Source organism: Bradyrhizobium sp. 33ap4, from assembly GCF_032654765.1.
Classification (GTDB): domain Bacteria; phylum Pseudomonadota; class Alphaproteobacteria; order Rhizobiales; family Xanthobacteraceae; genus Bradyrhizobium; species Bradyrhizobium australafricanum.
Genome location: NZ_JAUMTJ010000041.1, coordinates 14999 through 38372 on the forward strand (window position 1 = coordinate 14999; position 23374 = coordinate 38372).

General features: G+C 64.6%; 32 protein-coding genes and 1 pseudogene. 17 read left to right on the plus strand and 16 right to left on the minus strand.

Annotation, left to right across the window (positions count from 1 at the left end; translation table 11 throughout):
• Positions 1-14: 14 nt before the first annotated feature.
• A complete protein-coding gene (locus Q2M23_RS28185) occupies positions 15-272 on the minus strand; it encodes a hypothetical protein (RefSeq protein ID WP_057018505.1) in 258 nt (85 codons plus the stop codon).
• Positions 273-528: 256 nt separating this feature from the next.
• Here Q2M23_RS28185 and coaD point away from each other — a divergent pair, with 256 nt between their 5' ends.
• The 5 genes from coaD to queA all read left to right on the plus strand — a co-directional run bounded on the left by coaD (position 529) and on the right by queA (position 3703).
• Positions 529-1026: a pantetheine-phosphate adenylyltransferase gene (coaD, locus tag Q2M23_RS28190; protein WP_316397746.1), complete on the plus strand. Its 498-nt coding sequence runs from the start codon at positions 529-531 to the stop codon at positions 1024-1026.
• Positions 1027-1071: 45 nt separating this feature from the next.
• Complete coding sequence (locus Q2M23_RS28195) at positions 1072-1635, plus strand: peptidylprolyl isomerase (RefSeq protein WP_028332096.1); 564 nt, start codon at positions 1072-1074, stop codon at positions 1633-1635.
• Between the two features lie 5 nt (positions 1636-1640).
• A complete protein-coding gene (locus Q2M23_RS28200) occupies positions 1641-2078 on the plus strand; it encodes a hypothetical protein (protein WP_168858294.1) in 438 nt (145 codons plus the stop codon).
• The gene (locus Q2M23_RS28205) at positions 2054-2518 is read left to right on the plus strand and encodes a peptidylprolyl isomerase (RefSeq protein ID WP_016846097.1); all 465 of its coding nucleotides are present in this window, start codon (positions 2054-2056) and stop codon (positions 2516-2518) included. Before Q2M23_RS28200 ends, Q2M23_RS28205 begins: the two co-directional genes overlap by 25 nt.
• A 108-nt stretch (positions 2519-2626) precedes the next feature.
• Positions 2627-3703 carry a tRNA preQ1(34) S-adenosylmethionine ribosyltransferase-isomerase QueA gene (gene queA / locus Q2M23_RS28210; RefSeq protein ID WP_316397747.1) on the plus strand — a complete coding sequence of 359 codons (1077 nt, stop codon included), beginning with the start codon at positions 2627-2629 and terminating at the stop codon, positions 3701-3703.
• Between the two features lie 167 nt (positions 3704-3870).
• On the opposite strand, the gene Q2M23_RS28215 is transcribed toward queA, so the two are convergent.
• The 4 genes from Q2M23_RS28215 to Q2M23_RS28230 form a co-directional block, all read right to left on the minus strand.
• Positions 3871-4908, minus strand: coding sequence for an aspartate-semialdehyde dehydrogenase (locus Q2M23_RS28215; protein WP_057018500.1), 1038 nt, complete (start codon positions 4906-4908; stop codon positions 3871-3873).
• Between the two features lie 244 nt (positions 4909-5152).
• A complete protein-coding gene (locus tag Q2M23_RS28220; protein ID WP_316397748.1) occupies positions 5153-5770 on the minus strand; it encodes a PepSY domain-containing protein in 618 nt (205 codons plus the stop codon).
• A gap of 252 nt (positions 5771-6022) precedes the next feature.
• Complete coding sequence (locus Q2M23_RS28225) at positions 6023-6784, minus strand: TetR/AcrR family transcriptional regulator (RefSeq protein WP_316397749.1); 762 nt, start codon at positions 6782-6784, stop codon at positions 6023-6025.
• A 96-nt stretch (positions 6785-6880) separates the two neighbouring features.
• Positions 6881-8014, minus strand: coding sequence for a patatin-like phospholipase family protein (locus Q2M23_RS28230; RefSeq protein WP_316397777.1), 1134 nt, complete (start codon positions 8012-8014; stop codon positions 6881-6883).
• Between the two features lie 249 nt (positions 8015-8263).
• Here Q2M23_RS28230 and tgt point away from each other — a divergent pair, with 249 nt between their 5' ends.
• A complete protein-coding gene (gene tgt / locus Q2M23_RS28235; protein ID WP_316397750.1) occupies positions 8264-9397 on the plus strand; it encodes a tRNA guanosine(34) transglycosylase Tgt in 1134 nt (377 codons plus the stop codon).
• 9 nt (positions 9398-9406) lie between these two features.
• Here tgt and Q2M23_RS28240 read toward each other — a convergent pair whose 3' ends face one another.
• Entirely contained in the window at positions 9407-9622 is a 216-nt protein-coding gene (locus tag Q2M23_RS28240; protein ID WP_028332087.1) for a hypothetical protein, read from the minus strand.
• A 224-nt stretch (positions 9623-9846) separates the two neighbouring features.
• Here Q2M23_RS28240 and cysK point away from each other — a divergent pair, with 224 nt between their 5' ends.
• Positions 9847-10821 carry a cysteine synthase A gene (gene cysK, locus Q2M23_RS28245; protein ID WP_316397751.1) on the plus strand — a complete coding sequence of 325 codons (975 nt, stop codon included), beginning with the start codon at positions 9847-9849 and terminating at the stop codon, positions 10819-10821.
• A gap of 18 nt (positions 10822-10839) precedes the next feature.
• On the plus strand, positions 10840-11079 hold the full coding sequence (locus tag Q2M23_RS28250; RefSeq protein ID WP_050400483.1) for a BrnA antitoxin family protein: 240 nt from the start codon (positions 10840-10842) through the stop codon (positions 11077-11079).
• A gap of 80 nt (positions 11080-11159) precedes the next feature.
• On the opposite strand, the gene Q2M23_RS28255 is transcribed toward Q2M23_RS28250, so the two are convergent.
• A complete protein-coding gene (locus Q2M23_RS28255) occupies positions 11160-12035 on the minus strand; it encodes a DMT family transporter (RefSeq protein WP_057018494.1) in 876 nt (291 codons plus the stop codon).
• A gap of 231 nt (positions 12036-12266) precedes the next feature.
• Here Q2M23_RS28255 and Q2M23_RS28260 point away from each other — a divergent pair, with 231 nt between their 5' ends.
• On the plus strand, positions 12267-12665 hold the full coding sequence (locus Q2M23_RS28260; protein ID WP_316397752.1) for a RidA family protein: 399 nt from the start codon (positions 12267-12269) through the stop codon (positions 12663-12665).
• A 70-nt stretch (positions 12666-12735) separates the two neighbouring features.
• Here Q2M23_RS28260 and Q2M23_RS28265 read toward each other — a convergent pair whose 3' ends face one another.
• The 6 genes and pseudogenes from Q2M23_RS28265 to Q2M23_RS28290 all read right to left on the minus strand — a co-directional run bounded on the left by Q2M23_RS28265 (position 12736) and on the right by Q2M23_RS28290 (position 16572).
• A complete protein-coding gene (locus Q2M23_RS28265; RefSeq protein ID WP_076828573.1) occupies positions 12736-13290 on the minus strand; it encodes a hypothetical protein in 555 nt (184 codons plus the stop codon).
• Positions 13235-13594: a hypothetical protein gene (locus Q2M23_RS28270; RefSeq protein ID WP_076828571.1), complete on the minus strand. Its 360-nt coding sequence runs from the start codon at positions 13592-13594 to the stop codon at positions 13235-13237. Before Q2M23_RS28270 ends, Q2M23_RS28265 begins: the two co-directional genes overlap by 56 nt.
• A gap of 191 nt (positions 13595-13785) precedes the next feature.
• Positions 13786-14385, minus strand: a complete 600-nt coding sequence (locus Q2M23_RS28275) for a formyltransferase family protein (RefSeq protein WP_018271570.1) — start codon at positions 14383-14385, stop codon at positions 13786-13788.
• Positions 14386-14506: 121 nt separating this feature from the next.
• Positions 14507-15809 (minus strand): annotated as a pseudogene (locus Q2M23_RS28280) (hemolysin family protein).
• Between the two features lie 161 nt (positions 15810-15970).
• The gene (locus tag Q2M23_RS28285) at positions 15971-16228 is read right to left on the minus strand and encodes a hypothetical protein (protein ID WP_057018491.1); all 258 of its coding nucleotides are present in this window, start codon (positions 16226-16228) and stop codon (positions 15971-15973) included.
• Positions 16229-16356: 128 nt separating this feature from the next.
• Entirely contained in the window at positions 16357-16572 is a 216-nt protein-coding gene (locus tag Q2M23_RS28290) for a hypothetical protein (protein WP_225646785.1), read from the minus strand.
• 513 nt (positions 16573-17085) lie between these two features.
• Between Q2M23_RS28290 and Q2M23_RS28295 the strand changes: the two genes are divergently transcribed.
• A complete protein-coding gene (locus Q2M23_RS28295; protein WP_316397753.1) occupies positions 17086-17277 on the plus strand; it encodes a hypothetical protein in 192 nt (63 codons plus the stop codon).
• Between the two features lie 137 nt (positions 17278-17414).
• Positions 17415-18266 (plus strand): 3-hydroxybutyryl-CoA dehydrogenase, encoded by an 852-nt coding sequence (locus tag Q2M23_RS28300; RefSeq protein ID WP_316397754.1) that lies wholly within the window; start codon positions 17415-17417, stop codon positions 18264-18266.
• A gap of 156 nt (positions 18267-18422) precedes the next feature.
• Here Q2M23_RS28300 and Q2M23_RS28305 read toward each other — a convergent pair whose 3' ends face one another.
• Positions 18423-19214: a hypothetical protein gene (locus Q2M23_RS28305; RefSeq protein WP_253590288.1), complete on the minus strand. Its 792-nt coding sequence runs from the start codon at positions 19212-19214 to the stop codon at positions 18423-18425.
• 346 nt (positions 19215-19560) lie between these two features.
• On the opposite strand from Q2M23_RS28305, the gene Q2M23_RS28310 reads away from it, so the two are divergent.
• The 3 genes from Q2M23_RS28310 to Q2M23_RS28320 all read left to right on the plus strand — a co-directional run bounded on the left by Q2M23_RS28310 (position 19561) and on the right by Q2M23_RS28320 (position 20570).
• Positions 19561-19821, plus strand: a complete 261-nt coding sequence (locus tag Q2M23_RS28310; protein ID WP_057018487.1) for a DUF3551 domain-containing protein — start codon at positions 19561-19563, stop codon at positions 19819-19821.
• An 88-nt stretch (positions 19822-19909) separates the two neighbouring features.
• A complete protein-coding gene (locus Q2M23_RS28315; RefSeq protein WP_016846117.1) occupies positions 19910-20074 on the plus strand; it encodes a hypothetical protein in 165 nt (54 codons plus the stop codon).
• A 37-nt stretch (positions 20075-20111) separates the two neighbouring features.
• Entirely contained in the window at positions 20112-20570 is a 459-nt protein-coding gene (locus Q2M23_RS28320) for a hypothetical protein (RefSeq protein ID WP_316397755.1), read from the plus strand.
• A gap of 39 nt (positions 20571-20609) precedes the next feature.
• Here the strand turns inward: Q2M23_RS28320 and Q2M23_RS28325 are convergent, their stop codons facing one another.
• Complete coding sequence (locus Q2M23_RS28325; RefSeq protein ID WP_316397756.1) at positions 20610-20825, minus strand: hypothetical protein; 216 nt, start codon at positions 20823-20825, stop codon at positions 20610-20612.
• 255 nt (positions 20826-21080) lie between these two features.
• Here Q2M23_RS28325 and Q2M23_RS28330 point away from each other — a divergent pair, with 255 nt between their 5' ends.
• The 3 genes from Q2M23_RS28330 to Q2M23_RS28340 all read left to right on the plus strand — a co-directional run bounded on the left by Q2M23_RS28330 (position 21081) and on the right by Q2M23_RS28340 (position 22766).
• The gene (locus Q2M23_RS28330) at positions 21081-21275 is read left to right on the plus strand and encodes a hypothetical protein (protein ID WP_016846119.1); all 195 of its coding nucleotides are present in this window, start codon (positions 21081-21083) and stop codon (positions 21273-21275) included.
• Between the two features lie 206 nt (positions 21276-21481).
• Entirely contained in the window at positions 21482-22387 is a 906-nt protein-coding gene (locus Q2M23_RS28335) for a ribonuclease Z (protein ID WP_316397757.1), read from the plus strand.
• Between the two features lie 142 nt (positions 22388-22529).
• Positions 22530-22766 carry a hypothetical protein gene (locus Q2M23_RS28340; protein WP_057018484.1) on the plus strand — a complete coding sequence of 79 codons (237 nt, stop codon included), beginning with the start codon at positions 22530-22532 and terminating at the stop codon, positions 22764-22766.
• 361 nt (positions 22767-23127) lie between these two features.
• Here Q2M23_RS28340 and Q2M23_RS28345 read toward each other — a convergent pair whose 3' ends face one another.
• On the minus strand, positions 23128-23319 hold the full coding sequence (locus Q2M23_RS28345) for a hypothetical protein (RefSeq protein WP_245311602.1): 192 nt from the start codon (positions 23317-23319) through the stop codon (positions 23128-23130).
• Positions 23320-23374 lie beyond the last annotated feature (55 nt).

Here is a 23374-nt window from a genome sequence, read left to right on the forward strand (position 1 = left end):
CGCTCGACTACGGGCTACGGGGTACGGTCGGCGGTGACCAGGCGGGCTTCACGAACCACTGTCTTGTTGCCGGCGCTGCGCAGGCACGCGGCCTCGAAATTCGGCCAGGCCTGCTGCGAGCAGTCCTTGCCGACCGGGTGGACGTCAAGACGGTCGCTCTTGGCCAGCGGCTGCGGGGTGGAGGCTTCGACCTGCGGCGCAAAGCCCGGCAGCACGGTGAGCGCGGCGGCAATGAACGCGGCAACAGCGATGGCGGAAAGTGCCTTGATCATGACGGTCCCCAGTTGATCGGGCCGCCCGGGCCCGTCGTTTCGTTGTCCAATGTCTACCGGCAGCACGTTTCCTGGTGTCTTCGCCACCGCGGGAAATGGTTTCGTCGCGGCCGGTTTTGTTTCGTCCGCCAACGGCCGACGAAACATTCACCCCCGTAGACGCTGGCATCCCAGGACTCGTTCACTGGACGACTGGAAAGCAAGCAATGGAACCCAGGCGGCTTGCCGGGGAGAGCCGGGCGGGTTAGGAGGGACCATGTCCCGTATCGCGATCTATCCTGGCTCCTTCGATCCCGTCACCAACGGCCATCTGGACGTGGTGAAACAGGCCGTCTTCCTTTGCGACCGCCTGATCGTCGCCATTGGCGTCCATCCCGGCAAGAGGCCGCTGTTTTCCACCGAGGAACGGCTGGCCATGGTCCATGAGGTGTTCGGCCCCATCGCCCAGCAGGCAGGCTGCGCCTTCGAGAGCGCGTTCTATGACAATCTCACGGTCGCGGCGGCCCGCGCGGCCAAGGCCACGCTGATGATTCGCGGCCTGCGCGACGGCACCGATCTCGATTACGAGATGCAGCTTGCCGGCATGAACGAGGCGATGGCGCCCGAGGTGCATACCGTGTTCGTTCCGGCGTCGGTTGCGGTCCGCCCGATCACCGCCACACTGGTGCGCCAAATCGCCCAGATGGGCGGCGACTTCTCTTCATTCGTGCCGTCATCAGTCGCAGCTAGCCTGAAGGCCAAGTTCGCCGGCTGATCCCGGCGGCCTGCCACACCCCAACGTTAAAGCTCCGGAGTTGCCATGATCCGCATTCTTGCATTCGTTGCTGCGCTGCTCTGCGTCGTGCCCGCGGTCGCGCAGCCGCTGCCGGCCAATCTCGACAAGGCCGATGCGATCGTGATCGACACCACCAAGGGCCGCATCGTCATCAAGCTGCGCACCGATATCGCGCCCAAGCATGCCGAGCGCATTAAGCAGCTGGCGCGCGAGGGCTTCTACAACAACGTGCCGTTCCATCGCGTAATGGACGGCTTCATGGCGCAGACCGGCGACGGCCAGAACTTCAACGGCACCGGCGGCTCGAAATATCCGAACCTGAAGCAGGAATTCTCCCAGGTCCCGTTCAAGCGCGGCATCGTCGGCATGGCCCGGCGCGGCGACAGCGTCGACAGCGCCAATTCGCAGTTCTTCATCATGTTCGCCGACGGGCCGAGCCTGAATGGCCAGTACACCGTGATCGGCGAGGTGGTACAGGGCATGGACGTGGTCGACAAGCTGAAGAAGGCGTCTGCGGGCTCTCCTGGCGGAGCCGTCACCGATCCCGACAAGATGGTGAAGGTGCAGGTCGCATCCGACATCAAGTGATCCGCATGGCGGCGCGCTGCAAACCACTCGCCTGGTTCGCCGCGCCGCTGGTTTGCCTGACGCTGACCGTACCGGTGCAGGCCGAGCCGGAGCAACTCAATACGATCAAGGACGTTGTTCTTGCCATCCACCGCTGCTGGCGGCCGCCGCCGGCAGACAAGGCCGGCCAGATCGACATCACCGTCATTGTCAGCTTCAACCGCGAGGGCGCGATCCTCGGGCATCCCAGGATCAGCTATGAATCGCAGGAGGCGACCGACAACGACCGGATTGCATACCGGATCGCGGTGATGGAGACGTTGCAACGCTGCACGCCGTTGCCATTTACCGAGAGCCTGGGCGGCGCAGTCGCCGGCCGCCCATTCGCGATCCCGTTCAGGAATAAGAAGTATCCACCCCGAAGCCAGGAGAAGCGAGCATGGCTGCTACCGAAAATACTCTGATCCTCGAAACCACGCAGGGCCCGGTCACGATCGAGATGCGCCCGGATCTCGCGCCCGGCCACGTCGCGCGGATCAAGGAGCTGGTGCGCGAGGGCTTCTACGACGGCATCGTATTCCACCGCGTGATCGACGGCTTCATGGCGCAGACCGGCTGCCCGCAGGGCACCGGCATGGGCGGCTCCGGCAAGAAGCTGAAGGCCGAATTCAACAAGGAGCCGCATGTCCGCGGCACCGCCTCGATGGCCCGCGCCGCCAATCCGGATTCCGGCGACAGCCAGTTCTTCATCTGCTTCGACGACGCCTCGTTCCTCAACGGCCAGTACACCGTCTGGGGCAAGGTCACCGAGGGCATGGAGAACGTCGACAAGATCAAGCGCGGCGAGCCGGTGAAGGATCCGGACAAGATCGTCAAGGCGCGCATGGCTGCCGACGCGGCGTAAGTCAAACACTCCGTCATTCCGGGCGCAGCATCGAACCCGGAATCCCGAGATTCCGGGTTCACGCTTCGCGTGCCCCGGAATGACGGCGCTGAAGTATTAGTCACCGCCATGCGCACCGACCTCTTCGACTTCGAACTGCCCCCGGAAAGCATCGCGCTTCGCCCCGCGAGCCCGCGCGATGCCGCGCGGATGCTGGTGGTGCATCCGGGCGGCGTGCTGCGCGACGCCGCGATCGCCGACCTGCCGCAGTGGCTGGAGCCGGGTGATCAGATCGTCGTCAACGACACCAAGGTGATCGCGGCGCAACTCAAGGGCCGCCGGATCGGGCGCGACACCGAACCGAAGATCGAGGCGACCTTGATCAAGCGGCTCGACGGCTCGCGCTGGCAGGCGCTGGTGAAGCCGGCGAAGAAGCTCAGCCCCGGCGACACCATCCGCTTCGGCAATGAGGGCAGGGTGTGCCTGCTCGGCAATCTCGATGCAGAGGTCGAGGCCAAGGGGCAGGAGGGCGAGGTGACGCTGTCATTCTCGTTCCATGGTCCGGTGCTCGACCAGGCGATCGCCGATGTCGGCGCCACGCCGCTGCCGCCCTACATCGCCTCCAAACGCACGCCTGACGAGAGGGACGTCAGCGACTACCAGACCATGTTCGCCGCCAATGAGGGCGCGGTCGCAGCGCCCACGGCGGGGCTGCATTTCACGCGGGCCTTGGAGGCCGCGCTGAAGAGCCGCGGCGTCGAGCTGCACCGCCTGACGCTGCATGTCGGGGCAGGGACCTTCCTGCCGGTGAAGACCGAGGAGACCTCGGAGCACAAGATGCATGCCGAGTGGGGCTGCATCACCGCCGAGACCGCTTCCGCCTTGAATGCCGCGCGCGCAAAAGGCGGCCGGATCGTCGCGATCGGCACCACGTCGCTGCGCCTGCTGGAAAGTGCCGCCAGTGCCGACGGCACCATCGAGCCGTTTGCGGCGGAAACCTCGATCTTCATCACGCCGGGCTACCGCTTCCGCGCGGTCGATATTTTGCTGACCAACTTCCATCTGCCGCGCTCGACGCTGTTCATGCTGGTCTCGGCCTTCTCCGGCCTCGAGACGATGCAGGGCGCCTACGCGCATGCGATCAGGGACGGCTACCGGTTCTATTCGTATGGCGATGCGTGTTTGCTGTTTCGCGCGCGAGGCTAGCTCCGCAAGCACGGTTGCTTCACCGTCACCCTGAGGCGGCCGCTTCTTCAGCGGCCCTCGAAGGGCGACGGCCCGACTGGGGCCGATGCATCCTTCGAGACGCCCGCCGCGCGGGCTCCTCCAGCGACAATGGCTGCGCCATTGCGCGGGGATGACGGTTCTTGCATTCACGCCATCGCGCGTTCGGGCAGCAGCTCGGCGATCTGCACCGCGTTGAGGGCGGCGCCCTTGAGCAGCTGATCGGCCGCGACGAACATCGAGATCGAGTGACCGCTGGGGTCGCTGAGATCCTTGCGGATGCGGCCGACCAGCACGTCGTCCTGGCCGGAGGCGTCGATCGGCATCGGGAAGTAGTTCTTGGCGCGATCGTCGACGACCTTGACGCCCGGCGCCTGCGCCATCATCGCGCGCACCTGGTCCTCGGTGATCGGCTTTTCGCATTCGAAGGTGATCGACTCGCAATGCGCGCGCAGCACAGGCACCCGCACGCAGGTAACGCCGACCGCGATCTTCTCGTCCTCGAAGATCTTGTGGGTCTCCTTGATGACCTTGGTCTCCTCGTCGTTGTAGCCGGTCTCCGGATCGATCGCCGTGTTGTGGTTGAACAGGTTGAAGGCGTAGGGGTGCGGCATCACCTTCGGGGTGTAGACCTGTCCGTTAAGATTGGCGCGGGTGGACTCGACGAGCTCCTCCATCGCAGCTGCGCCGGCGCCGCTCGCGGCCTGGTAGGTCGAGATGATCACGCGCTTGATGCGGTTCTTCTGGTGGATCGGCCACAGCGGCACCAGCGCGGTGATGGCGGCGCAGTTCGGGTTGGCGATGATGCCCTTGTGGTCGCGGATGCGGTTGGCGTTGATCTCGGGGATCACCAGCGGCACGTTCGGATCCATCCGGAACGCCGAGGAATTGTCGACCACGACGGCGCCGGACTTCACCGCAAGCGGCGCGAACTTCCTGGAGATGCCGCTGCCGGCCGAGAACAGCGCGATGTCGACGCCCTCGAAGGCGCGCTCGGTCAGTTCCTCGATCACGATCGGCTTGCCGCGGAAGCTGATGGTCTTGCCGGCCGAGCGGGCGCTCGCCAGCGCCTTCAGCTTGCCGACGCGGAAGCCGCGCTTGTCCATGGTGGCGATGAATTCGGCGCCGACGGCACCGGTGACGCCGACAATCGCGACGACGGGATCGTTACTCACTTTGTCCTCCATTCGAGTTGTATTTCAGGCAACAAAAAAGCCCCGGACCTTCATCAGGCGGGGCTTCGGGTAGAGATGATGCGGTTCGACCGACTACGCGCGCACGCCTCCCGAGGCCCCGGAGGGCTTGGTGGTTTTGCTGGTGCGTTTGGTCGCGGTGATCATGGAGCGGACTTATGCGGGACAGATCGGCGTCCGTCAACGGCTTTTGGGCGAAAACTTGGCGAGAGAAAACTTGGCGAGTGCCGCGCCGGCCTCAGGGCCTGCGCGCGCCGGGCGGTTCGAGGATCACCTCTTTCAGGTCGCTGCCGGCGAGCACGACGATAACGAAATTGAGCTTGCCGCGTTCGCGCATCAGGCCACCACTGATCGCCTTTCCGGAGGTCGTGCGCTCGGCCACCCGCACGGCGTCGGCGAGGCGATGCCGGAGCGCCCTCAGCACGGCGAGGTTGTCACGGTCTTCGGTGCCGAGCGACTTCAGCGGCGCGGCGGCCTCGCCACCCACCACTTCGCCGGTCGCCGCGTCAATGGCGTGCCGCCAGATGCGGTCCTGCTGCATGGTCTTGACCCGGTAGACCGCAGGCTCCGACGCGCCGTCGAAGCTGATGTCGGCGGTTATCGAACCGGAATGCAGCGCCTCCGCAATCGCCATCGCCTTGCGCAGCGAGATCTGGGCCGCCTGGAAGCTGTCGAGCTCGCGGCGAACCGTGTGCGCATCGAGCGCGGTGTCGTTATCCTGCGGGGTAAGCGCTGCAGCCGTTGAGCTCGTGATCGCGTGCGCCGGCGTCGCGAAGGGCAGGGCAATGAGCGCGGTTGCCAGCAGCCGCGTGCCGAATGCCCAATGCCGCAGTGCGTGTAATCGTCCCGTCGTCATGGTCGCATCCGTCGCGTTGAACCGCCGCCCGGGCAGAGAAAGTGCGGCCGACCTTTGTTAGTCAGAGGTCGGCCGCCGAACGTTCAGACGGAGCGATGGCGGCAGCTCCGTCCTGACGATCGGCGACACGAAACCGTTGGGGGGCTGAACTTGGGTTTCGCGTCTCATTGCAACTAAACAATACGGTTTCGTTCTGTTTCCTTCAAGGCTCATCACGACAACGTGTGAGGCGATGCAACGATCCTAAAACTGTCAGCGGGCCGGGCGGCGGCGCGCCTTCGTCGCTTCCTTGATCGCCTCTTTGGCCGCATCGCGAAGCCGGTCCTGCGGCCCGACGGCGCCGGCGAGAAACAGCCGGATCGAGACTTCCATCCGGGTCTCGGCGGTCTTCATGTCGATCGGAATTCCGAATGTTGCCATCCGGTGGGTGTGGCCGACCACCATGTTGAGAAATGTCTCGGCGGCGATTGTGGTGTCCTCGAGATCGAGAACGCCTTTATCGACCAGATGGTCGAAGAAATCCGCCGTGGTGGACACCGGTTTCGACCAGCCCTCGTCGACGGCAAGCTTGGCGACCTCGGGGAAATTGATTGCCTGCGCGGTCAGGATCCGGCTGAAAGCGATGGAGTCGGCGCTGCAATTCAGCACCAATAGCTGGCGTCCGAGCTCGGTCAGCCGTTCCTCGACCGAACCGTCGCAGTTGCCGCCGGCCTGCGCTTCGGCTGCCGCGGCGGCGAGCGGGGCAAGCCAGCGGGCGATCTCGCGGCGGAGCACCGCGGCGAACAGGCCGCGCTTGTCGCCATACTGACCGTAGACGGTGGGCTTGCTGACGCGGGCGGCCTCGGCCACCGCGTCGATCGACGTCGCATCGAAGCCGCGCTCGAGGAACAGGCGGGTGGCGACCTCGATCAGCCGCTGGTCGCGCTCGATCGCAGCGTCCCGCGTCGGCCGGCCGCCGCGTGACTTGATCACGCCGCGCTTGGCCACCTTGGCCTTGGTTGCCGTCAATCCCATTTGCCCATTCATCTCGTTGTGCATCGGACGGGTCTGTCCGGTCTATAACCCGCGCCGTGCGGATTCGTCCATTCGGCGGTACCGGGAGCAGGCCGCTTAAGGGGGCGTCGCAGTCCAGGCCTGCCCGGCGGCGGCCTTGTCGTATCCGTACTGGTACAGCGCGCGCATATAGGCGGTGTCGAAGCCCTGCGTTTCCGGCGCCGGATAGCCGCGCTCGATGTAGGACAGATGGAAACCCAGCCGGTTGCGCCGGGCGAAGTCATAGGTCGAGAGGATCACGGAGCGTGTCTGCGCCTGCGTGATCGCGGAAATGCTGCGGGAGGCGACCTCGATCGTCGAGTTCGAGACCAGCTCGAAGTTGCCCTCGAGCTTCTTGTTGACGAGGATGTAGATGTTCATGCGGCTGTTGGCGGGCCAGCCGCGCTCGCGGAACAGCAGCGCATCCGGCAATGTCAGCACCGGCGCGGTCACGCCGCCGTCGACATGCATCTCCTGGAACCGGCGGCCCTGGCCTTCGGCGTCGATCATGATCGGCGGAAACACCAGCGGGATGCTGGCGGACGCGGCCATCACGTCGCGAAACAGCTGCAGCGCCTCGGGCGTTCCGACAGCGGCGATTCGCCCCATGTCCCAGATCACCGTGCGCTGGGTGTCGAGATCGGTGGTGACGATCAGGAGCTTTCGGCCCTTGGCGTTTTCGCGCGCCACCTCGCTCAGGATCTCCGGACCGACGTAACGCGCCACCAGTTCGCGCAGCCGCTTGTTGCCGAACAGCCCGGAGCCGAACAGCACCCGCATCAGGCTCGGATCCTGCAGCAGGCTTTCCGCGATGCCCGAGGTGTTGACCTCCTTCAGCGTGTCGTCGTAGCGCGGGCCAAGGAAGGCAAAGGGCGCAATCAGCCCGCCGGTGCTGACGCCGGAGACGACTGAAAAGGCCGGACGGTTGCCGGCCGCGGTCCAGCCGTTGAGGACGCCCACGCCATAGGCGCCGTCGGCACCGCCGCCGGAGAGGGCGAGGTAGGTCTTGATCGGGGCGAGGTCGCTCTTCTCGAGCTTGAATTTTGACGCCGGCTCGTCGGCATAGCGGCGCAGCCCGTTGAGGTCGAGCACCCGCGAATTGGCGGCGTCGGCGGCCGTGTAGGGCATCCGCGGCAGCGAGCTGCAGGCCGAAAGCGCCAAGGCGAGGCCGCACAGCAGGATCGCTTGCCGGATCGCGCGGGCGGCCGTCATCCAAAGGCCGGCGCCGGCGCGCTGGATGCTAGGGGGTAAGACCATCTCTGCCAGTCACGTTCTCGGATCGACGTCGCTGCGGGAAGCCGGTTGCCAGATTGTCGTCATAAAACGATACTGTTTCGTTTTGTTTAACGGGGCTGATGATGCAAGGCAAGCGTCCGGCCGGTTGTCCGTGTTCACGAAGTCGCGCGAGGGCCGCTATCCGACGGGTTGATCGGGCACCGGCGACACGCAATAAGCAGCCGCATGACTCTTCCCAATCATTTCGAGCTGCTGGCGACCGACGGCGCCGCCCGCACCGGGCGCCTGACCACGCCGCACGGCCTCGTGCGGACGCCCGCCTTCATGCCGGTCGGCACCGCGGGCGCGATGAAGGGCATGCATTGGCGCGAGGTGCGCGATGCGGGCGCCGATATCGTGCTCGGCAACACCTATCACCTGATGCTGCGCCCGGGCGCCGAGCGCATTGCCGGGCTTGGCGGCCTGCAGCGCTTCACCGGCTGGGGCGGCCCGATGTTGACGGATTCCGGCGGCTTCCAGGTGATGTCGCTGTCGGAGCTGCGTAAGGTGACCGAGAAGGCCGTGACCTTCCGCTCGCATATCGACGGCACCAAGGTCGAGCTGTCGCCGGAGCGCTCGATTGAGGTGCAGCGGCTGCTCGGGTCCGATATCGCCATGCAGATGGACGAATGCGTCCGGCTGCCGGCGGAGCGCGCCGACATCGAGCGCGCGATGCAGTTGTCGCTGCGCTGGGCTGAACGCTCCAAGCGCGCGTTTGAGGCGGCGCCTGACGGCTACATGCTGTTCGGCATCGTGCAGGGCGGCGACGTGCCGGATCTGCGGCACGCCAGCGCGCGCGGGCTGACCGACATCGGCTTTCACGGTTGCGCGATCGGAGGGCTCGCGGTCGGCGAGCCGCAGGCGGTGATGCTGGCGATGATCGAGGAGACCGCGCCGGCGCTCCCGGTCGATCGGCCGCGTTATCTGATGGGCGTCGGCACGCCGGAGGACATCCTCGAGGCGGTAGCGCGCGGCGTCGACATGTTCGACTGTGTGATGCCGACACGGAACGGACGCCACGGCATGGCGTTCACCCGCTTCGGGCAGATCAATTTGCGCAACGCCCGGCACGTCGACGATCCGCGCCCGCTCGATGAAGAGAGCCCGTGGCCGGCGGCGAGCGGCTATTCGCGTGCCTATCTGCATCACCTGGTTCGATCAGGCGAAACACTTGGGGCAATGCTGCTGTCCGAAATCAACGTCGCCTACTACCAGCAGCTGATGCAGGGCATCCGCGATGCGGTGGCGAACGGCACGTTCGAGGACTTCAGAACGAAAACGCGCGCCGGTTGGGCGCGCGGTGACATCGCTCCAAGATGAGCTGTGTGATCAGTTGCACACGATCGGTTTCACCGCGTGTTTGGTAACGAACCCGTAACCGCAGTTGTCGCAGGTCCAGAGATAGCTGATCAAATTGTCGAACAGGTACGCGGAGGCTTCCGCCGCCACCATGGAGTCCGCACACACCGGACAGGTCGGCAAATCGCAGCCGCGCGGATCGGGCCTGGACGCTGTGGTCGACAGAACTTCAGCGAGAGCTGGCATGTGACCTCCTTTGCGTTCTGAGCTGCACCTGACGAAAGTATATAAACCCATTTGTTTGACCTTGTCGCAACACAAATGCGTAGGTTTTACGTTATTTGCGCAGGTTCTATTTTGCGATGCAACGAATTCGCGCTGCGGCGGTTTCTCACTTGCGTGCCATGGTGCGCTGCTTCTAATGAGACAAGACCGCATATTCCCAGCACATCCGCTACAGGAGCCGCTTGATGGACGCGCCGTCGACAACGAGTGCAGTGCAACCCGGACGCGGCCGCGTCTTTGACTCCATCGTCGATGCGATCGGCTCTACGCCGATCGTGCGGCTGCGCAGATTGCCGCAGGCGGCTGGCGTCAACGCGACGATCCTCGCCAAGCTGGAATACTTCAATCCGGCAGCCAGCGTGAAAGACCGCATCGGCGCGGCGATGATCGTGGCGATGGAGAAGGCCGGCATCATCAACGCCGACACCGTGCTGATCGAGCCGACCTCGGGCAACACCGGGATTGCGCTTGCCTATGTCGCGGCCTCGCGCGGCTATCGGCTCAAGCTCGTCATGCCGGAATCGATGTCGATCGAGCGGCGGCGGATGCTGGCCTTTTTCGGCGCGGAGATTGTGCTGACCCCGGCCGCGCAGGGCATGAAGGGCTCGATCGCGACCGCGGAGGAATTGGTGCGCACGACGCCCAACGCTGTCATGCCGCAGCAATTCAAGAACCTCGCCAATCCCGAGATCCATCGCCGCACCACCGCCGAGGAGATCTGGAACGACACCGGCGGCAACATCGATTACTTCGTTGCCGGCGTTGGCACCGGCGGCACCATCACGGGCGTTGGCCAGGTGCTGAAGCCGCGCAAGCCATCATTGCGTGTCGTCGCGGTGGAGCCGGAAGAGAGCCCGGTGCTGTCGGGTGGCCAGCATACGCCGCACAAGATCCAGGGCATCGGCGCGGGCTTCATCCCTGACATCCTCGACCGCTCCGTGATCGACGAGATCGTCAAGGTCAACAGTGCGACCGCGATCGAGACCGCGCGCGAGCTGGCGCGCAACGAAGGCATCCCCGGCGGTATCTCGTCGGGTGCCGCGATCGCTGCCGCCTTGCAGATCGGCAAGCGGCCGGAAGCGGCCGGCAAAACCATTCTGGCGATTGTGCCGTCATTCTCGGAGCGCTATCTCTCTACGGTACTGTTTGAAGGAATCTGACACACAGGAATCCAGCATATGGCTGACCAGCCGAGGCGACCGCGAACCCTGAACGATGCGCGCAGCGAAGCCGAGGCGGCGTTCAAGCGCGCCACCACCAAGGTCGCGGACGCGGTGCCAAAGACCGTCGCTGTCCCCGGCGTCCGCGAGCAGGTCACGCTGCGGATCGATCAGGACGTGCTGGAGTATTTCCAGGAGGGCGGCCCCGGCTGGCAGGACCGCATCAACGCGGCGCTGCGCAAGGCCGCCGGAAAGTAACACCTTTCGAAACCGGGAGGCCCGGGACGATCCCCGGGCTTTGGCTGGCGGGCGCGGCCGCGCTGGCTGCGGCGCGAGCGTCACCTCGCGCGCGCCGGCTTCCTTGCGGTCGGTTTCAGGTTCATGAGGTTGCCGGCCAGGATCATGGCCGCGCCGAGCACCGTGTAAACATCGAGCCTTTCGGCATAGATCAGCCAACCGGCGATCGCCGTCAGCGGCACGCGGACGAAATCCATCGGGATCACGACAGTCGCGTCGGCGTGGAGCAGGGCGCGTGCCATGCAATAGTGCGAGAACGTGCCGCAGAACGCGATCACGGCGAGCCAGCCCCAGGTCGAGAGCGGCGGCCAGGTCCAGACATAGAGCGCAGGCCCGATGCTCGCGAGCGATTGCACCACCAGCATCCAGAACATGATCGTCAGCGTCTGCTCGGTCCGCGTCAGCGACTTGACCACGGCGACCGAGATGCCGAAGCCGACCGCCGCGGCGAGCGCGATCAGCTGGCCCGGATTGATCGCGCCGGCCGCCGGCCGCACGATCACGAACACGCCGACCAGCCCAAGCACCATCGCGACGATCTTCCACAGCGTCATCCGCTCGCCGAGAAAGCTCGCCGCAAGGATCGCGGTCCAGATCGGCATCGTGAACTCGATCGCGACCACCTGGCCGATCGGGATCAATGTCAGCGCAAAGAACCAGCCGAGCTGCGCGCAGAAATGGATCAGGTTGCGCACGATATGGACGTGCACCCGTGCCGTCTTCACGATCGCAAACCCGCCATTCATGTGGATCAGCGGATAGAGCATCGCGAAGCCGAGCACGCCGCGCACGGCCATCAGCTGGAAGACGTTGACCTCGCGCGTCGCCTCGCGGCCGGCCACCGCCACGATCAGCATCAGCGCGAGCCAGCCGGACATCCACAATGCTGCGCGGGTCTTTGAGGGCGTGCGATCCATGACGGGGAACGGCGGAGGAGGGGTGCCCGGTATCGGCGAGCTGCCATGAATTTGCAACGCGCAATTCCGTCTGCGCGGTGATGCGTCACCCACGCGATCTCTGCTAAGCAGCATCGACTACGCTGTCATCCCGGGGCGCACGTGAAACGGGCGAACCCGGGATCTCGAGATTCCGGGTCTGGCTCTGCGAGCCATCCCGGAATGACGAACGCCAAAAAGGAGGATCTGCTCATGCGCGTCTTGCAACCGGCCGAATGGTCGAAACCCCGCGGCTTCTCGCACGGTGTCGCGTTCGACGCGCCCGGCAAGTGGATCGTGCTGGCGGGGCAGACCGGCGGCGACGAGAAGGGCGACTACGCCCCCGAGATGGCCGCCCAGGTCGGCACCGCGTTGAAGCGCATCATCAAGCTGTTGAATGAGGCCGGTGCTGGCCCCGAGCACATCGTCCGCCTGACCTGGTACCTGACCAGCCGCAGCGAATATGAGGCCGCGGGCGCCGGTATCGGCGCGGCGTGGAAGGAGACGCTCGGGCACAATTTCCCGCCGTCCACCTTGCTCTATATCGACGGGCTGGTCGATCAGCGCGCCAAGGTCGAGATCGAGGTCACCGCATTCGTGCCTGCGGCATAGCACCGCTGGGGCGTAAACAAAAAGCCCTCGGGGATGACTCGAGGGCTTTCCAGGTTGGAGTTCGGATCGATTACTTCGACAGCGTGATGCTGGCGCCGCGGAACTGGCTGTCAGCCCTGATGGTAACGGCCTGCTTGTTGCCGGTGGTGCGCATCGAGATATCGGCGTTGAAGCCGGGAGCGCTGGCAACGACCTGGAAGTTGCCGCCGCCGCCGCGACCCTGCAACGAGCCGCTGACATTGCGGCTGGACTCGCTCCAATTGCCGCTGACCACGCTGCCTTCGGCCTGCACATCGGCCGCTAGGTTGAACTTGTAAGCGTCGCTGGCGCAGGTGAGGCTCATGGTCATCCGGGGCCCGCCGACGTGATACGTCGCCCGGCAGCGGATGCGCTCGCTGGAGCCGTCGTCCAGCGTGACCGAGCCGGCGCCCGACCAGGTGCCCGCCATGCCGGCGAACGGGCCGGACTGGGCATGGCCCGTGGTACTTGCGAGTGCGGTCACGAAAAACGCGGCGGCTGCAAATGCTGGCCGCCGCGCGATGGCAAAGAAACTTGATAGGCTGGTGATCTTACTGACGGGATGCTTCCCATCGGCCGCTGCATGGTACGCCAGCTGATGCCCCATTCCACTTCCCCGATCCGGAGTTGCCACTGAGTTGTCCGTTCGCATATGCACCATTGATCGAGACTCGCACAAGTCCCCCGCTGCCGACGGTGCCGGAGATCGCCGCGCCCTGTGCCGAGATCTTTCCTTCAGCGACGGTCACGGTCGAGCTCTGCGACGGTTCGCAGCTGCCGGTCTTGGTGACGACGGTGACGTTCCAAAGCCCGTCATAAGGCTGCTGAGCGGACACGGGAGCAGCGGTGAGGGCAGCAGCCGAAGCGACCGAAGTGACCAAAATCAGGTCGCGAATGCGGATCGAACGCATGAATCAAATCCCTGTAATTTCGTGTGATGGCGCGGCTTATCCTGTCACAATGTGTTCAAAATTTGCTGCGTCGCGGGAGTCCCCAAATGTTCCTGTGAACTCAAACACATCATGGTGAATTCGGTTCCGGATCAGGAACGGAAAATCCGAGCATGGCTTTTCGAACGAGGTATTCATATACTCTGCTCGGGTTAGTGTTTGCCGGGGCTCAAATTCGGCGCCTTGGTAGCAAACTGCTCATCCTGGACCTTGGCCGGCAACGAGCCGTTGACCTTGCCATAGTCAATGACCTGGGCGAGCAGACGCAAACCGAGCGGCGCCAGCGCGCGCTCCCACAGCTCGCGGGCGGTCTCGCCTTTCTTGACGAACACCCAGTCCTGCGCGGCGATCGCGCCGGCGTCCATGCGGTCGGCGAGGTGATAGATGCTGCCGCCGGCGATCGGATCGCCTTCCTTGATGGTCCACTCCACCGCGGCGATGCCACGGTGGCGCGGCAGCAGCGACGGGTGGTATCCGATGCCGCCGAGCCGGGACGCGGCAAGCGCCTCCCTGCTGACCCGGGCATGGCTGTGGGCGGTCACGATCAGGTCGGTGTCCGGCGCGATCTCGGCGGCCGTCACCAGCTTGGGATCAGCCTGGACAACGACTTCGATGCCGGCCGCCCTGGCCGCTGCCGCCAGCCGGTCCTCGCCGTCATGGACGACCACCCTGACCAGCGTGACGTGGTGTTCGCGCAGCATGTTCAGGGTCGTCACGCCGAAATGGCGGGAACCGACAAGGGTAATGCGCATGGGGATCTATTCCGTGGGGTTTACTCGGGGATTGCTCGGGCCGCCGCTATGCCGATAGCACACCGCGGCGGCCTGTTTCGCTGTCTTGCCCCTTATCAACAGGACGGCCGGGTGGCAAATGTCAGGCCGCCGGCTGCTTGCTGGCCAAAACCTTGTCGATGCGCCGGCCGTCGAGGTCGACGATCTCGAATTCCCAGCCCTGCGCGGCGGTTTTCGCGCCGACATCGGGGATCGCGCCGAATTCATGCAGCAGGAAGCCGGCCGCGGTCTGGTAGGGCCGCGGCGATGGCAGCGTGATGCCGAGCAGCTCGCTGAATTCCAGCGCCGGCATCCAACCGGAGATCAGATAGGAGCCGTCGGCGCGCCGGACATAGGCAGGCTCGGCCGGTCCTTCCTCGGTGTGGAAGGCACCGACGATGGCCTCGAGGATGTCGGCGCTGGTGACGACACCCTGGAAGGTGCCGTACTCGTCGTGGACGAGGCCGATATGCACTCTGGAGTCGCGCAGGATCGCGACCACGTCGCGGGCGTCGACGGTCTCCGGAATGATCGGTGCATCGCGCGTCAGCGCGCGGATGTCGGGCGTCTGGCCCGCGAGGTAGACATCGAGCACGTCCTTGGCCTGCACGATGCCGAGCGCGTGATCGCGGTTGCCGTCGAACACCACGCAGCGCGAGTGACTGCTCTTTTGCAGCGTCGCCAGGATCTCGGCCGCGGGGGCGGCGAGGTCGATCAGGCTGACCTCGTGGCGCGGCGTCATCACGGCGCCGACCGGCAGATCGCCGAGCCGCATCACGCCGGCGATCATCTCCTTTTCGCCGGGCTCGAGCACACCGGCGTTCTCGGCCTCCACCACCAGCGTCTTGATCTCGTCCTCGCTGACGCGGTCCTGTGCATCCTCGCGATGGCCGAGCACCCACAGCAGCAACTTGCCGGAACGGTCGAGCAGCCACACCAGCGGCAGCGAAGTCGGATCGTAGCCATGTCGTTCTGTGAGCCAAGGAGTTGAGTGTTATAGTTGTCTTCCTAAGACCGCTTGGCCTCCGACTTTGCTTCGGCACCAGCTCGCCGACGATCAGCGAGGCATAGGTGATCACGCCGACGACGAGGCCGACGCCGACCGCGTCGGCGACACTTGGGGACACGCCGAGCTCAAGCAGCCATTGCGTCAAACGCTGGCCGAGCGTTGCGCCCGAGAAGGCGCCCGACAGCACGCCGATCAGCGTGATGCCGATCTGCACCGTAGAGAGGAACTTGCCGGGATCGGAGGCCAGTGCAAGGGCGCGGCGCGAACCGCTGACGCCTCGTTCGACCAGCGCCGCGAGACGCCCCGGACGCGAGGAAACGATCGCGAGCTCCGACATCGACAACAGACCGTTGACGACGATCAAGACCGCCACGATCGCAAGTTCCAGATATAACACGGGAGTCCCTAAACATTGGCGGCGTCGGCCGCTACACGACCCAATATAGGCATACCGGAGCGGTTTTGCTGTGCCTTGTCGGACGTCCCTGCACAAGCAGAGGGTGCGTATGGCCAGCATGCAGCAGGAGATTGCGGCATTTTGGCGCGCTGGCATCATGCCTAGGCGAGGATCCGCAGCGCCGGCTTGGCGAACCTCCTGCCCGATGAGGCGGGCTGCATCAGCATTCGTTTGGAGGCGGCTTGCAGTTGCACGCGCAAGTCGGCGTTGCATTGCTTCATCTGGTTGCGCAATTCGCGGCGGGAGAAGGCGGTGAGCGAGGGGTCCGCGAGTTGCTGCCAGGCCTTGCGCAGCCATTCCTGCAGTTCGCGAATGTTCTGATCCAGAACCTTCTGATCAAACACGTCGGGCTGGGTCATGCCGCCAAATCCCACGAAGCGATCAGTTGCAAAGTAACGCTGATTCGCGTCGCTTCACCTAGCGCAATGTTGCGCAGGCGCGTTTGCGGCAGGGGAGATCGAAGGCTGCAGGCGTGTTCGTGTCCGCGTCAGCGAGCGTCGCTGGGCCCGGTGCGCAGCAAATCCAGCGCGACCGGCAGCGCGAGGAACAGCGCTGCGAGCATCGAGAGATGACGCGTCTGCGCGGCGGTCAGGCCGAGATCGTATTGGGCGAGATAGGCCAGCATGATCGCGATGTAGGCGGCGACGCAGATTGCGACGGCGACGCTTCCGAAATCGATCTTGCTGTCGGTCTTGTCGTCCACGGCGGCACCACGTCGTTGCGGGAGCGGTGTAGCGTGGCTCGGCTTCACCAACTATGAGCTGGATCACGAGCGGAGGGGCCACTCCGGCCAAATGGCTTCGTGCGTCACGACGGGCCAACTGGCGGAGGCAAACGTCGCGATCCTTCGCGCGGAAGCTCGACCGGGATGTGGGGCGCGGTGCTCACCACGGGGGGGCCTCCGTCAGAATGGGTCTGGCCGTTGAGCAATGTCTCGAGCACCAAAAAGAATTTTTCAGAAAGCATGGGCGTAGCCCTCGTCGTCTAATGTCCTTGTGTCGCGGCGCGCCGCGGAAAATTCGATCAACAAAATGCGAGTCGCACCGGCATGGCGATGCTGCGGCGCAAGGTCTCCCGCACGCAATCCGGGAGATTACCGGCGCTCACGCCGTCAACCGAGGCTTGCGCGAAATAGTTGCCAGGTTCCTAACGATTGCCGGCGCGGCACGTGATGGCGCTCACCGTTCCTTCAAGGATGCACGTTAATGATAGGGGTATGGATCGTGACCAGGACATCGACGAGGGATTTGGATCGGCGCTGCGCCGCAGCTACGGGCAGCTGGCCTGGTGGATCGTCCGACTTAATCGCGTGCTCGAACCGTCGCGCGCGGCCGAACCACCGCGCACCCAATTGCCGCCGCGGCCAGCCGTTCCGCCACGTCGGCCTGTGCCGCCGCGCCCGGAATAGACCCCACCGGATTACCGGCTTCCGCTGTATCGGCCGTGCGGCCGGACTGCTATTCATGCGCCATCCGCGGACCCCTCCGGTCCGCCGTTTTTGACGATGCGGCCGCGCGGCCGCGCAAGCGACGAGGGACGAACGCAATGATTGAGACGGTTGGCATTATCGGCGCCGGGACCATGGGCAACGGCATCGCGCAGATCTGCGCGGCGGCAGGCCTCGGCGTGACCATGGTGGATATTTCCGACGCGGCGGTCCAGCGCGGCCTGAAGACGGTCGGGAGCAGTCTCGATCGGCTGGTCGCCAAGGAGAAGATGACCGCGGCCGATCGCGACGCGACGCTCGGGCGCATCAATGCGACCACCGACAAGACCAAGCTCGCCGCCTGCGATCTCGTGATCGAAGCCGCGACCGAGAACGAGGAGTTGAAGATCAAGATCCTGAAGGATCTCTGTGCGGGGCTGAAGCCGAGCGCGCTGGTCGCAACCAACACCTCGTCGATCTCGATCACCCGCCTTGCAGCCTCGACCGATCGTCCCGACCGCTTCATCGGGATGCATTTCTTCAATCCGGTGCCGGTGATGGCGCTGCTCGAATTGATCCGGGGCCTGCAGACCTCGGACGACACTGTCGCCAAGGCCGAAGCGTTCGCCAAGCGAGTCGGCAAGGTGGCGATCACGGCGAAGAACAGCCCCGGCTTTGCGGTGAACCGCATCCTGTGCCCGATGATCAACGAGGCGATCTTCGCGCTGCAGGAAGGCATTGCCACCGCCGAGGAGATCGATGCCGGCATGAAGCTCGGCTGCAATCATCCGATCGGCCCGCTCGCGCTCGCCGATCTGATCGGGCTCGACACGATGCTGTCGGTGATGGAGGTGTTCTACACCGGCTTCAACGACCCCAAGTACCGGCCGGCGCCGCTGCTGAAGGAGATGGTCGACGCCGGCCATCTCGGCCGCAAGACCGGGCAGGGGTTCTACAGCTACAGCAAGTGAGGCCGGCGCGCGCCCGACCCCGTAATCATCCGGGATGGATCGCGCGGACAAGGTCGCGTAACGACAAGACCTGATCCGCCACGAGGCGGGGGACATCAGAAACGAGGCCCGGTCTCCTAGGCACACCGGGCCTCGTTTTTTTGTGGGATACCGGGCTCAGTTGGCCGATGCGACCGGCGTGACGCCGGTTTCCTCGGGATCGGCGCCGAACAGGCCGACGAGGAACTTGTAGTAGTCCGGCATCTTCTCCTTCAGCGTGGCGCGCGTATAGGGTTCGTGCTCGGAATCCTTGCCGGCCAGGAAGATGCTCGCCGTCACCGCGAAGAACTCCTGCTGGTTCTTCAGCGCATAGGCCTCCTTGGCGAACAGCTCCTTCGATTTGGCCTGGCTGAGGAAGCCCTTGATGCCCTTGTTCTCAAAGCCGTTCGGCATCAGCCGCGCGTGATAGGCGTGAAGGAATTCGTGCAGCAGCACCGGCTCCTTCGCGTAACGCATCATGTTCGGACGCATCCTGATGATGCCGATGCCGGAATCGAGCGCAAGCGCGAGCGGATCCGAATTGGTCCATTGCTGCTTGTCGTGATCCCAGATGGTGACGTCGCGGGTCGTGCCGCGGTCCCATTCCGGCGGCGTCAAGCCATAGCAGGCCGCTGCCGCGCCTTCGTCGAGACACGCCATCTCGCTCGCAACGATCGGCACGCGATGGAAGAACTGCAACACCTTCGGGCTGAAGCCCGCGGTTTCCACGACGTCGAGCTGGCGGCGGACCATGTCGGCGATGCTGGTGACGTCCTTGCGGTCGGCGTTCTCGGAGAGATCGAAGACGTAGCCGCGATATTTCTCGACGCTGCTTGGTGCCGCCTCGGACGCCCCCGACATTCGTGGTCCGGCAACGGCCGCTCCGGCCGCAAGTGACAGGATCATTGAAGCAATGAGCGTGCTGCGCATGATTATCCCCCGTGCGACGAGCCCTCTCCGGGTGTCGTCGTCCATTGAGCCGCGCGGGAGACTAGGGCAGCCGTCTTGCAGCGCGCTTAAGTCGTACATTTCAACCGGGCATCTGCGATTAGGCGCCGGTTAACTACGTGCGCTGGGATGGCCGGCGGGCAGCGGGCAGCGGGCCGGCGGGTCTGGAGGCCGCGCGGGCCGATGACCGGTCGGCCGTCCTCTCGATGCCGCGACTGGGTTTTGAACCATCGTCACAGCTTCTTGAGGCGGTGGCCGGAAACCTCGCAGATCCTGCCGGCGTACCTAGATGAGCGGCTGGGAGCCGATGGAGCAAGGAAACACGATCATGCGCAGGACGAATTGGGCAATTCTGGCGTTCGCGGCGCTCGGAACGAGCTGGATTGTCGGTTCCGCGTCGCCTGCTGCGGCCGATCCCTATGAGTATCCCTGGTGCATCCAGGGCCGGCAGGAGGGATATCCCGGCTATTGCGGCTACCAGACCTATCAGCAGTGCCAGGCATCCGCATCGGGCCGCGATGCCTATTGCGGCATCAATCCGCGCGTTGCCTTCAGCCAGCAGCGGTTGGCGCCGCGGGCGTTCCGCTGAGCGGTGCAAGGAGGTCGGGCCAAGCGACCGTCGGGCACGATGGTTGCATAGCTGACGGTCGGATCATTTTTTCTGCCTTGGAGCGAATATGGGCGAGATCATCAGGTTCATCTCGAAGTCCGAACGCGAGCGTGCGCGTCTGATCCGCGAGGCGCGTGCGAATTATGAGCGCATCTTTCCATCGGCCGACCCGGCTGATGCGCAGGGCGCCGCAGACGAGGGCAGCGGCAGCGAGGCGTCGTCGAAGCCGTAGCGCGCCGGTATTGCGCGCAAGGGGAGGCGGAGCGGCGATGTGGCAGCGTTTGTGGCAAACTTGGACGATCGACAAGCCGGCCGCGCTTGGCGATTGGCTGTGGCAGATCCTGGTCGTTGAGCTCGCCGCCTTGCTCGATCGGCTGACGTTGCGGAAGCTGATCGCGCTGATCCCGGTTGCGATCGTGATCGGCGCCTATTGGCACCGGATTCCGCTTCCTCCCGAGCTGATGCTGGTCGGCGATGTGCTGGCCTATATCGACATCTTCTCGATGATCTTCCTGATCGGCTTCTTTACCCGGGTTGCGACGGTTGTGGCGGTCGTCAGACAGGCTATCGGTCTCGTCCGCGGCGTGATGCAGCATGTGCCGATGGCACTGCACAGGTTTGGCATTCGTCACCGTCGCGCCAAGGACGGTCCGCGCCGCACGCGGCTGATGCATGCGAAGACAGATGACGATGGCGCCGCCGGCATGGCAGGCTTGGCTTGGGCCTAGTCCGACGCGATGTGGCGGTGACGAACGCGATCGTGGCGTCTATCGCGGCTGCCCGGCCTGATCGCCATCATCCGCCTTCGGCCGGGCCGGGCTGTGCGCGGACGCGCCGTCCTGGCTCCGCCGGTGCGAACTGGAGAGGTCCGTCGCGGCGTGCTGGGATCGATGGAACGCGATACCCATCTGGAAACTCCAGACGCCAAACAGCAGCGCGCCTGCCACACAGGCCGCCACGAAAGCCCAATCGCGTTTGCTCATCGGTTCGATACCGCACCAACCGCGTGTGTTCCGAGGCTCGCCCAAGCGAGCCCGCCGCATTGTGAGACGATTGCACGCGCTTGTCGATCCGCGCTGCTCACCCTCGCATCGGTCACGGAGCGGTGATTATCAAATCATGCGTCCAGAAACACTGCGATCAGATTGACCGGCCCCCGCAACAAACTTGCCAAACTTTCACTAGGGCGTTGGCGCACTGAGTTCGAAAATGTAAGGACCCGATCGGACGATTCGCCAATGACCGAACTTGAGGAGCTCAGATATTTCGAGCATCAGTGCCTGGAGATGGCGGAGCAATCCACGCTGCCCGATGCTCGCCGCGCGCTCCAGATCCTGGCGCGCAACTACGCCGCTGCGGCTGAAATCGTCGAACGGCGCGCGCAATCCGCCAACACCGCACTCGCGCAGCTGTTTCGATGCTTGAGGCTGTGACCGGTTGAGGGCGTGACGAGGGCGCCGGTCACGACGACCGATCCCGATGGCGCGGATGCGGTCTGCGCCTAAAGCCGCCGGCTTCAGGACCTTTCGGTCCACCGTCGTCGGCATCAAGATGCTTGAACACATCGGGCGACGCTGCCATCAGATTGCGCGATCTCGGCGGCGTGGCGCCGTCGGCAGTCGGAAGGCGAGGTGCTGCGATGTTCTCGCTGACTTTTCTGGGAACGTCGGCAAGCGTGCCGTCTCCCGAGCGCAATCACCCGGGCGTTCTCGTCGAGGCAGCCGGCAGTCGTATTCTGGTCGATTGCGGCGAGGGGACGCAGCGCCAGCTGCTGCGGAGCGGCGCCGGCTTTCGACGGCTTGATCACCTGCTGCTGACCCACGGGCATTTCGATCATGTGCTCGGCATCCCCGGGCTGTTTTCGACCCTCCGGTTGCGGCAAAGTTCGGATGCGATGACGATTCATGCCGGGCCAGGCACGCTCGATGTCGTCGTCCGGATGCTGTCAGGCCTGTGGGGCGAGGGCAGAGCGCCGATCCCGCTTGATCTGGTGCCGTTGAGCGAGGGGCAAGTCCTCGACGCCGGCGAATTCACCATCGATTGCTTTCCGGTCCGCCACCGGGATACGGACAGCTTCGCTTTCTCGTTTCAGAGCGCGATACGCCGGCATCTCCTCCCGGACCGGCTTCTGGCGCTGCGCGTGCCTGATGGGCCGGTTCGCCGGGAGCTGGCGGAGGGGCGGCAGGCGAAGCTGGACGATGGTCGCACCATCGATCCGGAGCAGGTGCTTGGCCCGGCCCAGGGGCGAAAGAAGCTCGTCATTGTCGGTGATGCTGAAACAACCGAGGGGCTGGCTGAACACGTCAGGGACGCCGACGTGCTGGTGATCGAAGCGACGTTTCTCGAGCGCGACGCGGCCATCGCGCGCGACTACGGGCATTTGACGGCCAGCGAAGCCGCCGCGCTCGCAGCGCGGAGCGGGGTCAAGCAACTCGTCCTCACGCACATCTCCGGCCGCTATCCGGACGAGGACATTCTGGCGGAGGCGACGAGGACTTTCCCGAACAGCAGGATAGCCATCGACTTCGACCGCATCGCTATCTGAGTGTGCGCCGCACGAACAACGTTTCATTAACCCGACTCACGCAACGTCGTCCCAGGCCGTCTGGATGGGCCGCTAGCAGAAGGCCGCCACGAGTGACTACGTGGCGGCTTTTTGCGTCCCACAGTGCCAAGGGAGACGACCGATGGACTACGGCGCCTTCACCGACGCCAGCCTGAAGATGATGTACGAAGCCGTCCGCGGTGCGCTCAGAGCCGACGACGAATTCGAGGCAGCCGGCGAAGAGCCAAAATTCCGCGTCCGCGCGACGCCCGAGTGGAAACGGCATGCCGGCAGCCTCGAGGCCGAGATGCTGAAGCGAGGGATGCAGCTCGATATCATCGACTGGACAGGCGGTCAGGGCGAACTGCCGTTATCTTGACGGCCGAACTCCAGCAGCGTTCCGAATGTTCGCTCCGAATTGTGCGCTGAACGGCGCGCTTGCGCCGTCATGCGTCGCGCTCTCCCTCGGCGCGGGGGTAAACTTTGTGAGGGGGGCGGTTTTCGTTGTGCCTTGAGCTGTTCCCCGATCGTTCCCTCCCAACGGCGACGCTGGCCCGCTCAGAACGTCCCGTGGCCAAAGCCGAATTCCGCAAGGGCCTAATTGCTCCACCGATGCGCCGCCATTTCGCCGCGCCTCGTTCGCTTTGCCCAACTCTGTTCATATACCTTACGAGGTAACACAGATGTCATCTGTTCGCGGTTTGTGTCGCCACCGATCGGGGTATTCGATCCAGCTCTGCCTACGGCTCGGGCTCAAGGGCGTCCGTCAAGGCCTGCTTTATGTGTTCGGCCTGTTCCTTCGTCAGCTTCTCGGCGAAGTGGCCGTCTTTCTTCAACTGCGCTGGTCCCTTGAGCTCTCGATCATAAACCATCCAGTCGGTGCTTCCTCTCCGAACGACAAACCTTGACTGTAGGGGCGCTGCGTATCTCAACGATACCTCCCAATGAATCCAGCTGCTCGTCTCCAAAAGACACATCCGGCGACAG